The sequence below is a fragment of the Niveispirillum fermenti genome (assembly GCF_052474395.1).
Genome location: NZ_CP156681.1, coordinates 1,526,685 through 1,540,778, shown reverse-complemented (window position 1 = coordinate 1,540,778; position 14,094 = coordinate 1,526,685). Strand labels below are relative to the sequence as shown.

Annotated in this window: 12 protein-coding genes; 4 read left to right on the top strand and 8 right to left on the bottom strand. The window is 66.2% G+C overall.

Annotation, left to right across the window (positions count from 1 at the left end; all coding sequences use genetic code 11):
* Nucleotides 1-35: 35 nt before the first annotated feature.
* Genes ABC728_RS18550 through ABC728_RS18540 form a run of 3 tightly spaced genes read right to left on the bottom strand, consistent with a single transcriptional unit; the run spans nt 36 to nt 2,313 of the window.
* Entirely contained in the window at nt 36-512 is a 477-nt protein-coding gene (locus ABC728_RS18550; RefSeq protein WP_416618317.1) for a DUF6265 family protein, read from the bottom strand.
* 47 nt (nt 513-559) lie between these two features.
* The gene (locus ABC728_RS18545) at nt 560-1,162 is read right to left on the bottom strand and encodes a glutathione S-transferase N-terminal domain-containing protein (RefSeq protein ID WP_416618316.1); all 603 of its coding nucleotides are present in this window, start codon (nt 1,160-1,162) and stop codon (nt 560-562) included.
* A complete protein-coding gene (locus ABC728_RS18540; protein ID WP_416618315.1) occupies nt 1,159-2,313 on the bottom strand; it encodes a YbfB/YjiJ family MFS transporter in 1,155 nt (384 codons plus the stop codon). The genes ABC728_RS18545 and ABC728_RS18540 overlap by 4 nt, the downstream gene beginning before the upstream one ends.
* Before the next feature lie 110 nt (nt 2,314-2,423).
* Between ABC728_RS18540 and ABC728_RS18535 the strand changes: the two genes are divergently transcribed.
* Nucleotides 2,424-3,335, top strand: a complete 912-nt coding sequence (locus ABC728_RS18535; protein ID WP_416618314.1) for a LysR family transcriptional regulator — start codon at nt 2,424-2,426, stop codon at nt 3,333-3,335.
* A gap of 36 nt (nt 3,336-3,371) precedes the next feature.
* Here ABC728_RS18535 and ABC728_RS18530 read toward each other — a convergent pair whose 3' ends face one another.
* The 4 genes from ABC728_RS18530 to ABC728_RS18515 all read right to left on the bottom strand — a co-directional run bounded on the left by ABC728_RS18530 (nt 3,372) and on the right by ABC728_RS18515 (nt 9,093).
* On the bottom strand, nt 3,372-3,626 hold the full coding sequence (locus tag ABC728_RS18530) for a hypothetical protein (RefSeq protein ID WP_416618313.1): 255 nt from the start codon (nt 3,624-3,626) through the stop codon (nt 3,372-3,374).
* Between the two features lie 67 nt (nt 3,627-3,693).
* Entirely contained in the window at nt 3,694-4,293 is a 600-nt protein-coding gene (locus ABC728_RS18525; RefSeq protein WP_416618312.1) for an EF-hand domain-containing protein, read from the bottom strand.
* Nucleotides 4,294-4,743: 450 nt separating this feature from the next.
* Nucleotides 4,744-6,435 (bottom strand): methyl-accepting chemotaxis protein, encoded by a 1,692-nt coding sequence (locus tag ABC728_RS18520; RefSeq protein ID WP_416618311.1) that lies wholly within the window; start codon nt 6,433-6,435, stop codon nt 4,744-4,746.
* Between the two features lie 798 nt (nt 6,436-7,233).
* On the bottom strand, nt 7,234-9,093 hold the full coding sequence (locus ABC728_RS18515) for a ribonucleoside-diphosphate reductase subunit alpha (protein WP_416618310.1): 1,860 nt from the start codon (nt 9,091-9,093) through the stop codon (nt 7,234-7,236).
* A gap of 413 nt (nt 9,094-9,506) precedes the next feature.
* Here ABC728_RS18515 and ABC728_RS18510 point away from each other — a divergent pair, with 413 nt between their 5' ends.
* A complete protein-coding gene (locus tag ABC728_RS18510) occupies nt 9,507-10,577 on the top strand; it encodes a serine hydrolase domain-containing protein (RefSeq protein WP_416618309.1) in 1,071 nt (356 codons plus the stop codon).
* A gap of 145 nt (nt 10,578-10,722) precedes the next feature.
* Nucleotides 10,723-12,084, top strand: a complete 1,362-nt coding sequence (locus tag ABC728_RS18505) for a CRTAC1 family protein (protein WP_416618308.1) — start codon at nt 10,723-10,725, stop codon at nt 12,082-12,084.
* Here ABC728_RS18505 and ABC728_RS18500 read toward each other — a convergent pair.
* A complete protein-coding gene (locus tag ABC728_RS18500; protein WP_416618307.1) occupies nt 12,062-12,889 on the bottom strand; it encodes a hypothetical protein in 828 nt (275 codons plus the stop codon). The genes ABC728_RS18505 and ABC728_RS18500 overlap by 23 nt on opposite strands.
* 171 nt (nt 12,890-13,060) lie before the next feature.
* Here ABC728_RS18500 and dgcA point away from each other — a divergent pair, with 171 nt between their 5' ends.
* Nucleotides 13,061-14,068, top strand: a complete 1,008-nt coding sequence (gene dgcA, locus ABC728_RS18495) for an N-acetyl-D-Glu racemase DgcA (RefSeq protein ID WP_416618306.1) — start codon at nt 13,061-13,063, stop codon at nt 14,066-14,068.
* Nucleotides 14,069-14,094 lie beyond the last annotated feature (26 nt).

The window sequence follows — 14,094 nt, the reverse complement described above, 5'->3', positions numbered from 1 at the left end:
GTAAATGCCGTACCGCGAATGGCGGGCCGGCCCGGTCAGGGCGCGGGACCGGCCCGGCGCCATGTCCAGCTTGCCCGCCGCATGCCGGCATCACCGTCCGGCCCCTCGATCGTGGCAGTCAGTTCATCCCCCATCAGGCGGTAAGTGATCCTTTGCGGGAAGTCATGGGCCGGGTTGGCGAACACGGCCAGTCCCGGCCCCTGCTCCACCAGGGGGAAGCCAGCCGGCGCCTGGCCCAGCGGATGGGCGTGATAGGTCAGACGCCCGTCCGCGCCCGGGGCGATGCGGATGAACTCCACCGAGGGCGGCCGGCCGGGCCGCACGCTACGGCTCATACCCACGATAACCCCGCCGGCCGGGCGCATGTAATGCTCTTCCCACCGCTTGTCGCCATCCACGCGCAGCCATTGGCCCGACAGCCAGGACAGCGTCTCAATATCCGCACCCGCCCCGCCCTGAACCGGCAGGGACAGGGCCAGCAAGGCCAGAGCGGCCACGAAACGGCGGACCATGCCTTTTGCCTTCCATACGTCTTTCGCAGCGCCTGCAGGATAGACGATCAGCGCGGGTCCGTCGCGCATAGCGAGGACCGGCCGATATTCTGCGCGAACCAGACGGCCAGCGCCGGACAATCCCCGCGCCAGTCCAGCCCGGCATGCCGGAAATCCAGATAGTCCAATGCCACGGCGACCGACAATCCCCCCAGGCCGAACCCGTCGGCCCGCAGGTCGGGCACGGCGGCCTCCAGCGCGGGCAGGCTGCGGGTGATGGCGGCCATCTGTCGGGCCACCCAGCCGGGAGACCGCTCCCCTTCCGGCCGGCGCCCTTCAATGACGGCGGCGAAGGCGGCATCCGTCATCCCCTGGGCCAGGGCGGACAGGCGCAGCCCGCGCCAGCGCCCCGCCCCCTCAGCCGGCAGCAGGCGGCGGCCCGGCAGCACCGCATCCAGGTAATCGGCGATGGCCCAGCTTTCACCCAGGCTCCAGCCATCCCCGGTGACCAGGGCCGGCACCTTGCCCGCCGGCACGGCCGCGTGCAGGGCGGCCGGATCGGTCCAGGGGTCCACGGGCAGCACCTGAACCAGGCCGGCCGCATCCTTTTCATGGATCAGCACCTGGATTTTGCGGGCATAGGGAGAGGTGCGGGCGACATACAGCTTCATGGCGGCATCCTTTTCATCAGCCAGAGGCCGGACAGGCCGGCCAGCATGCCCAGCGCCAGCACGATGGCACCGGCCAGGAACAACGGCGCATGCAGGCCCGTCGCCGCGAACAGGGCGGACAGGGCATAGCCGCCACCCGCCTGCATCGCGGCGAACAGGGCCGTCATCCGCCCCCAGGCCGCCGTATGGCCCGCCGGTCCGGCCAGCAGGCCGGCAACGCCCGAGGCCAGGGCCACACAGCCGGGCGTCAATGCCCCGACCAGGAAGGCCGACAGGCCCAGCGGCAGCAGGGTGGAGGATAGCAGCGGCAGGGCCACGGCCAGGGCCTTGACGCCCAGCGCCAGGGTCAGCGCGCGGGGAAAGCCGATGATCCCGGCCAGCCGCGATACCAGCAGCGGTCCCGCCAGGGCCCCCAGGCCGAAGACGAACCAGTAGGCGCCGCCGGCCGCCACGCCCTGGCCCAGACCGCGGGCCACATAGTCCGACAGGAACAGCGTGTGCGGCACGAACCCCATGCCGTCGGTGGCATAGGCCGCCATGAACAGCCAGAGCGGCCAGGAGGATCGCGGCGCGGCCATCGCCGCCGCCGGGGCAGGTGCCCCGGTGGGCCAGCGCCGCCAGGCCAGGGCCGTGACCAGCAGCGAAAGGAGCCCCAGCCCGGCCCAGGCGGTGGCGACACCGAACCCCGCCAGCCAGGGCAGCAGCGTGCCGCTGATCATCACGCCGACACCCAGACCGGAAAAGACGATGCCGGCCACCAGCGGCCGGTCACCGGCCGGCACATATGCCATCAGCGCCGGTGCAGCCAGGATCATCAGCACGGCACCCGCAACCCCGGCCACCAGACGCCAGAATCCCAGCCACGCCATGCCGCCATCCCAGGCGCAGGCCAGCAGCGACAGGGCGACCGCCAGCATGGCGGCCCGCAGCACGGGCACCGCCCCCCAGGCCCGGCCCAGCCGCGCCGCCGTGACGGCACCCAGCAGATAGCCGGTCAGGTTGGCTGCCCCCAGCAGGGCGCCGCCGGTGGCATCCACCCACCCCTCGCCCACCAGCGCCGGCAGCAGCGGGGTATAGGCGAAACGCCCCAGACCGACGCCCAGCAACGTCCCCGCCAGTCCCGCCAGGGCCAGCCTCCACGGTCCCGCCATTCCCAACCCCTTCGGCTGCCAAGATGCAGGGTTGGACGGTGACACGGGATTGACATCATGAAAAATGAAATGAAAGGATATTTGATATCGATATTGGTGATGGAAGCCTGATGAACAGCACCGATCTGGCCTTCTTCCTGGCCGTGGTGGAAGAAGGCGGCATAACCGCTGCCGCGCGCCGGCTGAATTGCGTGCAGTCCAACGTCACTGCCCGCATCCGCGCGCTGGAGGCGGGACTGGGCGTACCCCTGTTCCATCGCAACGGGCGCGGTGTGGTGCCGACACGCGCGGGAGAAAGGCTGCTGCCCCATGCGCGGCAGGTGACGGCGGCCCTGCGCGCAGCGCGTGCCAGCCTGCACGACCTGATGAACCCCGGCCGGCCCGCGGGCCGTCTGGCCATCGGCAGCATGGAAACGACGGCGGCCTGCCGGCTGCCGCCCGTGCTGGCCGCTTATCACGCGGCCTTCCCCGATGTGGAATTGAGCCTGCGCACAGGCGGCACGGGACCGCTGGTGGACGAGGTTCTGGCCTTCCGCCTGGATGCCGCCCTGGTGGGGGGCCCCATCGATCATCCGGACCTGGTGGCGGCCGATATCGGCACGGAACATATGGTGCTTGTCACGGCAGCCGGCGTGGCGTGGGAAGAGGCGCTGGCCCGGCCGGCGCCGGCCGCCCTGTGCTTCCGGCGCGGCTGCGCCTATCGCGAACGGCTGGAAAGCCTTCTGGCCGGTATGGGGGTCCGCCACGCCCGTTTGCAGGAATTCGGCACATTGGAAGGCATCATCGGCGGGGTCGCGGCTGGCATCGGCCTGTCACTGCTGCCCCTGGCCGCCGTGGACCGGTCACCGCTGCGGCCGGCCCTGGCCATCCACGAGGCTCCCGCCCCCTGGGCCGTGGCGCCGACCCAGTTGATCCACCGCCGCGATGGCGTGATGACGGCCGCCCTGGCCCGCTTTATCGAACATGCAAGACTTGGCTGGTCACGGCCATTGCATTTCGCAATGCACCTGCAAAACGCCTGACGTTATATACCGGGACTCTGTTGGAGTCCCGGTATATTACCAGACGATGGAGACAGCCGGCCGGTAAGGCGCCTGTTCAAACATGCCATTGACCAGCCCTTGCAACTGTATCCGCGCGCCTTCCGGTTCCAGGGACGGCACATCGGCCTTGGACAGGGCGGTGACGTGGAAACCGCTGCCCCGCAGCCGCTTCAGGGTAATGCGCGCATCCTCCGCCCGGGACGGATGGATGGCGGCAACCGTGGCCACCCCCTGCGGGGGACGAACGATGAACAGGCCGAATTCGGTCATGGCAGCTCCCTATACCAATGGATAGGGGCCCCCAAGCAAGGCGGGTGCCAGCGTGAGGGGACTACCTCTATTGGACAGCCCAGGCCCGCATCGGACCTTCCGCATGTTCCATGAATTCCGCCAGGGTGATGGCACCGTCATCGTTCCTGTCCATCATGGACAGGCGCCGCGCGGCTTCGGCCCGCAATTCCTCCCGCGTCACGCGGAAATCGGCATTGGTGTCGGCCGCCATGACGGGATCGATCCCCATACGATATTGCGGCCGGCCTTTGCCTTCGCGCGTCAGGCTGGCCGCTTCGTCCGGGGTCATGTCGATCCGGCCGGGGCGCAGGCGGCGCCCCGTGTCGGCCGGCAAGGCATGGAACGGGGTCGAAACGCGATAGCTGGTCAGTTCCGCCGAGGTGATCTGGCCATCCCCGTTCAGATCATAAAGCGGGAAGACACGGTCGGCCTCCGCCTGTATCTCGGCCAGGGACAGCTTGCCGTCCCCGTCCTTGTCGGTGCGAGCGAACCATTCGCGCATGGCCTGACGATAGGGGGCGGGATCGGCACCTGGCGGACCCAGTGGTTCCCCCAGCGGGCTGACGGGCACATAGCGGATGCCGGGCAATGGCCGGTCCGGCTTGCCCCCACCACCACCGCCGCAGGCCGAAAGGGTAAGGGCCATACCCAGAAATACCAAGCCGGCCATCGGCCACCGCACTGTCCGCATACCCTGTCCTCCCTGTGCCTGACACCGACTTGCGATGCGTAGAACTCATCGCAAGCTGGTCCGCCGGCGACTGCCGGCGCGCCGATCGTGCGGCGTCGCCAAGCCAACGAATGTTGGCGCCGGCGATTGCGGGCGATGATCAGAACCAATTGGTTCTGATCATCGCAAAATAGTATGACACCTTGATCCTGCTTAGCGGGGCCGGCCGGAAGGCGCCAGCCAAAACGGCAAAGGGGTGGCAAGGGTCCATCCCCCTGCCACCCCCTTTGCTCTAAGCAGATTTTCCGAACGCCGCCCACAGATGGGCGGGCTCGGAAAATCTGCAAACCATGGAGTTGGCAGGTTCCTCCGGGCCGGGCCATGTGTGGCCCGATCTGGAGGAACCTGCTTAGACGCCCCCGGCAATCAGGCTGCGCGCACCCCTTCGATGAAGCGCGCGACGCCGTCGCGCAGTTCGACCGACTTGTGCGCCAGTTCCCCGGCGGAGGACAGGACCTGGCTGGCCGCGGCCGCCGTGGTGCCGGCCGCCTCGCGCACACCGTTGATGGTGCCGGAAACCTCCTGCGTGCCACGCGCCGCTTCGGTTGCATTGCGCCCGATCTCGGCCGTGGCTGCCGCCTGCTGCTCGGCGGCGCTGGCCACGCTGGCCGCCACGCCGTTCAGCTTCTCCACGACGGCCGCGACATGGCCGATCTTGGCCGACGCAGCCTTGATGGACGCCCGCATGGCCTCCACCTCCGACCGGATGTCCTCGGTGGCGCGGGCCGTCTGGTTGGCGAGCTGCTTCACCTCGCTGGCTACGACGGCAAAGCCCTTGCCGGCCTCCCCGGCGCGGGCCGCCTCGATGGTGGCGTTCAGGGCCAGCAGGTTGGTCTGGCCTGCCACATCCTGGATCATGGCGATGACCCCGCCGATGCGCTCACCCGCCGTTTCCAGCAATTCCACTTCCGACCGGCTGCTGGCCGCCTCGCGCGCCGCATCGTCGGCGATGGCGCGGGCCTGATGCATCTGCCGCGTCACCTCCTGCACCGTGGCCGACAGTTCCTCCGTTGCCGATGCCATGGTCTGGACATTGGCCGTGGCCTGTTCAGAGGCCGCCGCCACGGCGCCGGACTGCTTCTCCGTCTCCTCCGCCGTGCTGGACATGGTGTTGGCCGTGGCTTCCAGTTCCGTCGTGGCCGATGCGATGACATCCACCACTTCCGCCATCTTGCCCTCGAACTCCTCCACCAGGCGCTGCACTTCCGCGGCGCGGGCCAGACGCTGCTGCTGTTCCTGCTCCTGCTCCTTCAACAGCTTCTGCCGCTGGACGGCGTTGTCCTGAAAGACCAGCATGGCATCCGCGATGTCGCCGATTTCATCACCACGGCCACGGCCGACGATCTCCAGCCCCAGTTCGCCATTGGCCAGACGCCGCAGGCACTGCACGGCCGCGGTCAGCGGCTTCACCACGCCGAAATTGGAGATGAACCACGCGCCGGCAGCACCGATCAGGATGCCCAGCGCCGCCACGATCAGCAGCGACCAGCCCACGACATTGCCCGTCCGCGTCGCATCGGCGGCGATGCGGTCCGACTTTTCGGTCGTGTATTCGACCAGTGACGTCATCTCCTGACGCAACCGGTCCGCGACGCCGCGGCTCTTGACCACTTCGTTATAGATGGTCTGCTGGGCCTGGGTCAGCGTCACGTCCCCCGCCGCCTTGGCCACATCGATGGTGCCGTTCAGTTCCCTCTCATAGGTGGCATAGGTCTGACGCACCCGCTCCAGAAGGCGGGCCTGCTGATCATCGACCAGGCCATCCAACTGGCTGAAATTGCGCATGGCGCCCTGGATGACCTCATCCAGATCGGCTTCGATCTGTGCCGCTTCGGCCGGATTGGCGGCGATGGCATATTCCGCCCGGTTCATCATCACCACGAAGCGGTTGAGCTGCGCGCTCAACAGCATGGCCCGTGCCGCCTGATTGGACTGGGTTGCCATCTCCTCCATACGGTTGGTGCCGTTGAGGCCGACGATCGCAATGATCACCGAAACCGCGCTGAGAAAACCGACGACCGCAAATATCTTGGCCGATATCCTGTACTTCGAAAGCATAGACCCCCTCCACCCCTCTAGAACTTTAGCATCAGTCCCATAGGACTTTGGGTAAGGAGGCTGCCCCACACACAAGTCTTCAGCAAGAAAGATTCTTGTTAATTTGGCATTAAAGCAAGCTATTTTATTTGATTTTCCGATATGGACATGGTTTATATTTATTAACGCACAATTAATACATAATATAAATAAAATCCAAATTGGAAATATTTCATATGAGCTTATTTATATTTCGAAATATTTACAGAATTACAAATACAATATTAGTTTAAAAATTATTTCCTGAGTATTAATTCAAATATATTTTCATAATTCTGGACCTTGCCAAGAAATTTTGACAGCCCACCATAGAATAGTATGACAGGCACCCCACCAGAACCATTATCCGGAATAGACAGAGAAAATTTCCAAAAGGAAACGAAAAGTCGTTTTCTGCATCCTTATATGGGGATTTTCCGGCAGACATCTCTCAAAGCGGGGCCTGCGCTTCATGTTCGCTCTTGGCGTACTAACGGCCAAAATCCAGGAACTTGGAACATGGACCGCTGCTATATTCTGCTGTTTTCTTGAAAATAAAGACGAATTTAACGAACTAGAATGCCTTTGGTGTGCGTCAAGAGCACCGAATGCGGAAAAATCAGGCCGATCCTTGCCGCAGATGCCGCGAATCCGAAAAATCGTTGCGTGCCGAAAAACCGAACGCCCGGCTCTCCCCGGCACCGGCAACCCGCCCACTCCTTGACAATAAAAAGGGGGCCACGGCTTTCGCCACGGCCCCCGATCTTCCCGAACCTGCCCTTACTGGCAGGCCAGGCATTCCTCGTACTTGTTGGTCTCCGTCACCTGGGTGACAGGCTTCGCCTTGCCGATCTCCTTGGTGGCGTTGCTCTCTGCGCGCTGCACCGACATGGAGCGCAGATAGTACAGGCTCTTCACACCCTTCTTCCAGGCCATCATGTGGATCTGGTGCAGGTCACGCTTATGCACGTCGGCCGGCAGGAAGACGTTGAGCGACTGGCTCTGGCAGACAAACGGTGTGCGGTCGGCGGCATGCTCGATCAGCCAGCGCTGGTCCAGTTCGAACGCCGTCTTGAACACGTCCTTCTCATCCTGGGTCAGGAAGTCCAGGTGCTGCACCGACCCGCTGTTCAGCGTGATCTCCGACCAGGTATCCTCGTCGTTGCGGCCCTTCTCCTCCAGCAGCTTGACCAGGTACGGGTTGCGCACCGAATGGCTGCCCGACAAGGTCTTGTGCGTATAGGCGTTGGCGGCCATCGGCTCGATCCCCGGCGAGGCGCCGCCGGTGATGATGGAGATGCTGGCCGTCGGCGCGATGGCGATCTTGTTGGAAAAGCGTTCCATGATCCCGTATTCGGCGGCGTCGGGGCAGGGCCCGCGCTCCTGCGCCAGCTTGACCGACGCGGCGTCAGCCTGGCGCTTGATCAGGGCGAACATGCGCTTGTTCCAGACCTTGGCCATCACACCTTCGATCGGGATCATCTGGCTTTGCAGGAAGCTGTGGAAGCCCATGACGCCCAGCCCCACCGACCGCTCGCGCATGGCCGAATATTTGGCGCGCTCCATGTCGTTGGGGGCCTTCTGGATGAAGTCCGTCATGACATTGTCCAGGAACCGCATCGTGTCTTCGATGAAGGTCGGATGGTCCTGCCATTCCAGGAAGTTTTCCAGGTTCAGCGATGACAGGCAGCAGACGGCGGTACGCTGCCTGCCCCAAGGGTCCATGCCGGTGGGCAGCGTGATCTCGCTGCACAGGTTCGACATCTTCACCGTCAGGCCGGCCAGCTTGTGATGTTCCGGGATGGCCCGGTTCACATGGTCGATGAACAGCATATAGGGTTCGCCCGTCTCCATGCGGGCGGTCAGGATGCGGATCCACAGGTCGCGCGCCTTCACGCGGCGCAGGACCTTGCCATCCTTCGGGCTGGTCAGCGCCCATTCCTCATCGGCTTCCACGGCGCGCATGAAGGCGTCGGGAATCGCGATGCCATGATGCAGGTTCAGCGCCTTGCGGTTCGGGTCGCCGCCGGTGGGGCGGCGCATCTCGATGAATTCCTCGATCTCGGGGTGCGAGACGGGCAGGTAGCAGGCGGCAGAGCCACGGCGCAGGCTGCCCTGGGAGATGGCCAGCGTCAGTGAGTCCATGACGCGGATGAAGGGAATGACGCCGCTGGTCTTGCCGCTGTCCTTCACCTGCTCGCCGATGGAGCGCAGGTTGCCCCAGTAGGACCCGATGCCGCCACCCTTGGCAGCCAGCCAGACATTCTCGTTCCACAGGCCGACAATGCCTTCCAGGCTGTCGCTGGCCTCGTTCAGGAAGCAGGAGATGGGCAGGCCGCGGGCCGTGCCGCCATTGGACAGGACGGGCGTGGCGGGCATGAACCACAGGCGGGAGATATAGTCGTACAGGCGCTGGGCGTGCGCCTGATCGTCGGCATAATAGCTGGCGACGCGGGCAAACAGGTCCTGATAGGTCTCACCGGGCATCAGGTAGCGGTCGTCCAGGGTCGCCTTGCCGAACGGTGTCAGCAATTCGTTGCGCGTGTGATCCACCGTGACCGCCGGATGCTTGCGCATCTGGATCTGCCCGAAGACATCGGCGCCCTGCGGCCCCCACTCGTTCACTTCGCCGTCGCGCATGACTTATCCCCGCTTTCCCCAGTGCCCGGCTGTGGATAACTGCCCACAGAACACTACATGTTGTTGGGTGAGGTCGGGATCGTACCAAATCCCGTGCCACTCACAAGGCAGAAATTTCCCGCCTGTCCATCATGAATAGGCTTGACGTCAGGCCTTCCAAGGGGTCCGGCCTATGCAGCCGGGCCATGCAAGACGGGGCGCTTGACGAAGGCCGGCGGGATGAGTAGCCGCCCCATCGCCACATAATCGCTTGATTTCTGCCGATGATGAACCGATTGCGGGCGCGCGGCAACAAAGACGCCGCCGGGGTTTTGGCTCCGAAGGCAGGATGTCACGCGGCATCTGCGGGGCCGGGCCCCGCTCCCTGTCGCCTTGCCCGATCATCCTCCCGATACCCCGTGACGGAGCGTGACATGCCGGACGATCCCGCCATCATCCACAGACGCCATCTGCTGCAAGACGGGGCGGCCTGCATCCTGGGTCTGGGCCTGGGGATGGGGATGGTCGCCACGGCCCGGCCGGCCCGCGCCAGCGGCCGCGCGCCGGCCCTGGCCGGCATCCTGGAGGCGGCGGGCCGGCTGGAGCCGCTGGAGACGGTCATCGTGGCGCGCAACGGCGCAGTTCTGGCCGAACGCGGCTATAATGGCCATTCCCCCGCCGCGCCCACCAATATCAAGTCCGCATCCAAGACCGTCATCACGGCCCTGGTCGGCATGGCCATCGACCGGGGCGCGCTGGCAGGCGTCGACCAGCCGATCGCCGGCATCCTGCGCGACCAGATACCCGATAAGGCCGATCCCCGTATCGAACAGGTGACCATCGGTCATCTTCTGTCCATGCAGGCCGGGCTGGGTCCGACATCGGGCCCCAATTACGGACGCTGGGTGGGTAGCCGCAACTGGGTGCGCGCCGCGCTGGACCAGCCCTTCGCCGACGATCCGGGCGGACGCATGCTGTATTCCACAGGCTCCAGCCACCTGCTGTCGGCCATCCTGACCCGTGTCACGGGCCGGTCCACGCGGGAGAATGCGCGACGCTGGTTCGCCGATGTCGACGGTTTCGCCATCGGCGGCTGGCAGCGCGACCCGCAGGGCATCTATATGGGCGGCAACGAGATGGCGATGAGCCCGCGTTCCCTGCTGGCCTTCGGCGAGATTTATCGCACCGGCGGGCGGACGGCGGACGGGCGGCGCGTCCTGTCGCGGGACTGGATCATACGCTCCTGGCAGCCGCGGACCCGCTCGGCCTATACAGGCGACGGGTACGGCTATGGCTGGTTTCTGCGCCGCATGGGCGGGGAGGACATGGCCTATGCCTGGGGCTATGGCGGGCAGATGCTGTATATCGTGCCGCGGCTGGGGCTGAGCGTGGTGATGACGTCGGACAACAGCCCGCGCCCCACCACCATCGCCGATCGCGACAACCTGCATACCCTGATGGGCCGTATCATCGCGGCCTTTCAACAGGCGGGGGAGGATTCCTGACCGGGGGGCATGACAGATACCCCCCGTCGATACCCCCAATGACCAGGGCGGGTGCGGGGCTGCCCCCCTTGCCCGCCCTGCCGGTCCGGGATATTGAGGATGATCCGTTCCGGTGCCGGGACGATGATATTTGCGTGGGGGGCGGATGTTCATCGAATGCTCCAACCTGATCGCCGGCAACCAGCCCGCCCTGCATTACGGCGTGGCCGTGGCCGATATCGACGGCGACGGTCAGGACGAGATCATCGTGGCGGGGTATGGCGGCCCCAACCGCGTCCTGAAATGGGACGGGCAGCGGATGGTCGATATCGCCGACCCGCTGATCGCCGATGACGGGCGCCGGGCCATCGGGCTTGCCTGCGGCGATGTGGACGGGGACGGGCGCGAGGAACTCTACATCCTGAACGGCGACGGGTTTTCCGGACCCAAACAGGTGATGGACAGGCTGCTGGCCTGTTTCGGCAGCCGGTGGGTCGATCTGTTCGCACTGTCGGAGAACATGGCCGCCGCCAACCGTTTCGCAGGCCGCAGCGTCGCGGTCATCGACCGGGCGGGCAGCGGCCGGTACAGCATCGCCGTCGCCAACCATGGCGGCCCCATGCGACTCTACGAAATGGGCGCACGCGGTCGCATCGTGGATGTGGCGGAGGAAGTGGGGCTGGACGCCATCGCGGGCGGGCGCTCCCTGCTGGCAGCCCCCATCCTGGGCGACCGGCCCGACATCTTCATGGGCAATGATGCCGGGCCCAACCTGCTGTTCCGCAACCGCGGCGACGGCACGTTCGAGGAAATGGCCGCCGCCCTTGGCCTGGATGATCCGGCCCGGCCGGCGCGCGGCGCCGCCCTGATGCAGGGGGAGATGCTGTTCGACATCATGCTGGGCAATTGGGAAGGGCCGCACCGGCTGTTCCAGCACCGGGCCGGCGGCGGCTTCACCGACATCGCCCCCCCGGCCCTGGCCCAGCCATCCCGCGCCCGCACCGTCATCGTCGCCGATTTCGACAATGACGGGTATGAGGAAATCTTCATCAACAATCTGGGGGAGCCGAACCGGCTGTTCGGCTGGCGCGACGAACGCTGGGTGTCCATCGACGCCGGCGACGCCACCCTTCCCCACGGGCTGGGCACGGGGGCGGCGGTGGCCGATCTGGACGGCGACGGGCAGTTGGAACTGCTGGTCGCCCATGGGGAACAGGCGCCCCAGCCGCTGTCGCTGTTCATCGCCGAACCGCGTGCCAACCATTGGCTGCGCGTCAGGCCGCTGACCCCGGCCGGCGCCCCGGCCCGCGGGGCCGTCATCCGGCTATGGGCGGGCGGGCGCATGCAGATGCGGGCCATCTGCGCCGGATCAGGCTATCTGTGCCAGATGGAACCCGTGGCCCATTTCGGCCTGGGCCGCCTGGAGGTGGTGGAGCGCATCGAAATCCGCTGGCCGGACGGCGCGGTTCAGCGCATCGACCGGCCTGAGCCCTGCCGGATGCTGGTCATTCCTCATCCCGGACGATGATACGGGGCTGATAGGGACCGATGGCGACGCCATAGATTCGGGCCCAGAGCAGGGCCGTCGTCGCCGTGACCAGCGGATGGGTGATCGACAGCAGGATATTGGCCAGGAAGACCACCAGCAGGCTGCCATCCTTGATGCCCCATATCAGCAGCAGGGCCGCCGGCGCCTGGATGGGCAGGTTGACCAGCACAAGCGCCAGCAGCGGCGGCAGGCCGAACAGATGCCCCGTCGCCTTCCAACTGGCCCCCATCACGAACCGTCCATCCTGCACGACGGAGCCCATGGCCGGCCCCAGCCGCGCCACGGGCAACAGCGTCAGGAAAATGATCACCAGATAGGTCACCAGTTGGAACCAGCCGGGCAGGATGGTCGCCAGGGTCGCAGGATCGGGCGGCGCCTCGCCGCTGCCCAGCCCGTGGCCCGTGACACCGGCCAGCAGGGTCATGAAGACCGATGCCGGCAGGATCGACACCAGCCCCGACAGCAGCAGCATGGACAAGAGCAGCCCGCCCGTGCGCCACATGCGCCGTTCAAATGGCATGTCCCAGAACTGCACATTGTCTTCCCCGAACAGCAGGAAACGGGACCAGCGGACCGTCCACACGCCCAGGCCCCAGATCATGCCCAGCACGGACAGGAACAGCAGCAGGCTGCCCCCGCCTTCCCCGGACCGGGTCATCTGCGCCACGCCCAGCACCGCCAGCACCAGGGCGGGCGCCCCCGCGAAGCGCAGAACGCGCCGCGGGTCCGACAGCAACAGCAGATAGATCGCCAGTGATTCGCGCCAGGCGTCCTTGAAATTCATTGTGCGTCCAGGTCCCGTGACAACAGGTGGCTTCGGGTGCCAACGGTCTACCACATGGGGTTTCGTGGCGCGACCGCAATGGTGTGTCGGGCGATCAGGGCGCAACCCCTTCCGATCACCCCGGCTTCCCGCTATAAAATCAAATACTTGCAGTCCTGTTCGGAGATGCCGATGTCCTCCTCCCGCCCTCCCGCCCTGGCCCTGACGGTCCGGCAGGAGCGTTTCCCCATCCGCGGCACCTTCCGGATCGCACGCGGCGCCAAGACGGAAGCCGTCGTGCTGGTGGCAGAGCTGCGCGACGCGGACGGGCGTATCGGACGGGGGGAATGCGTGCCCTATGCCCGATACGGGGAAAGCGTGGAGGGGGTGGCCGCGGCGATGCAGGGGCTAACGGCCCCGTTCGCGGCCGGCGGGATGGACCGCCGCCGCCTGTTGTCCGCTCTGCCGCCGGGTGCTGCACGCAATGCCCTGGATTGCGCCCTGTGGGATCTGGAGGCCAGGCGCACGGGCCGGCCGGTCTGGGAACTGGCGGGGCTGGCCGCACCGGAACCCCTGGTCACGGCCTTCACCCTGTCCATCGACGCGCCCGCCGCCATGGCGACAGCGGCCCGCACCGCGGCACGCCCGCTGTTGAAGCTGAAGCTTGCCGGCGATGGCGGCGACCTGGAGCGGGTGGCCGCGGTGCGGCAGGCATCCCCCGAAAGCCGGCTGATCGTCGATGCCAACGAGGGCTGGACCCCGCAGGACCTGTCCAGCCTGCCCGCCGCCTTCGCCCGGCTGGGGGTGGAGATGATCGAACAGCCGCTGCCGGCCGGCGCCGATAGCGCGCTGGAAGGGTTCCGGAGCCCCGTCCCCATCGGCGCCGATGAAAGTGTCCACGGGCTGGCAGGGCTGGAGGCGCTGGCCGGCCGCTATACCGTGGTGAATGTGAAACTGGACAAGGCCGGCGGCCTGACGGAGGCGCTGGCCGTCAAGGCGCGGGCCCAGGCGCTGGGGCTGGGGGTCATGGTCGGCTGCATGGTGGCCACCTCCCTGTCGATGGCCCCAGCCCTGCTGCTGGCACAGGGCGCCGACTATGTCGACCTTGACGGTCCCCTGCTGCTGGACCGGGATCGGGAACCGGGCCTGCGCTATGACGGTGCCACACTCTACCCGGCCGATACATCCATCTGGGGTTGAACAGTCCGGTGCGGTGATAGGTCACC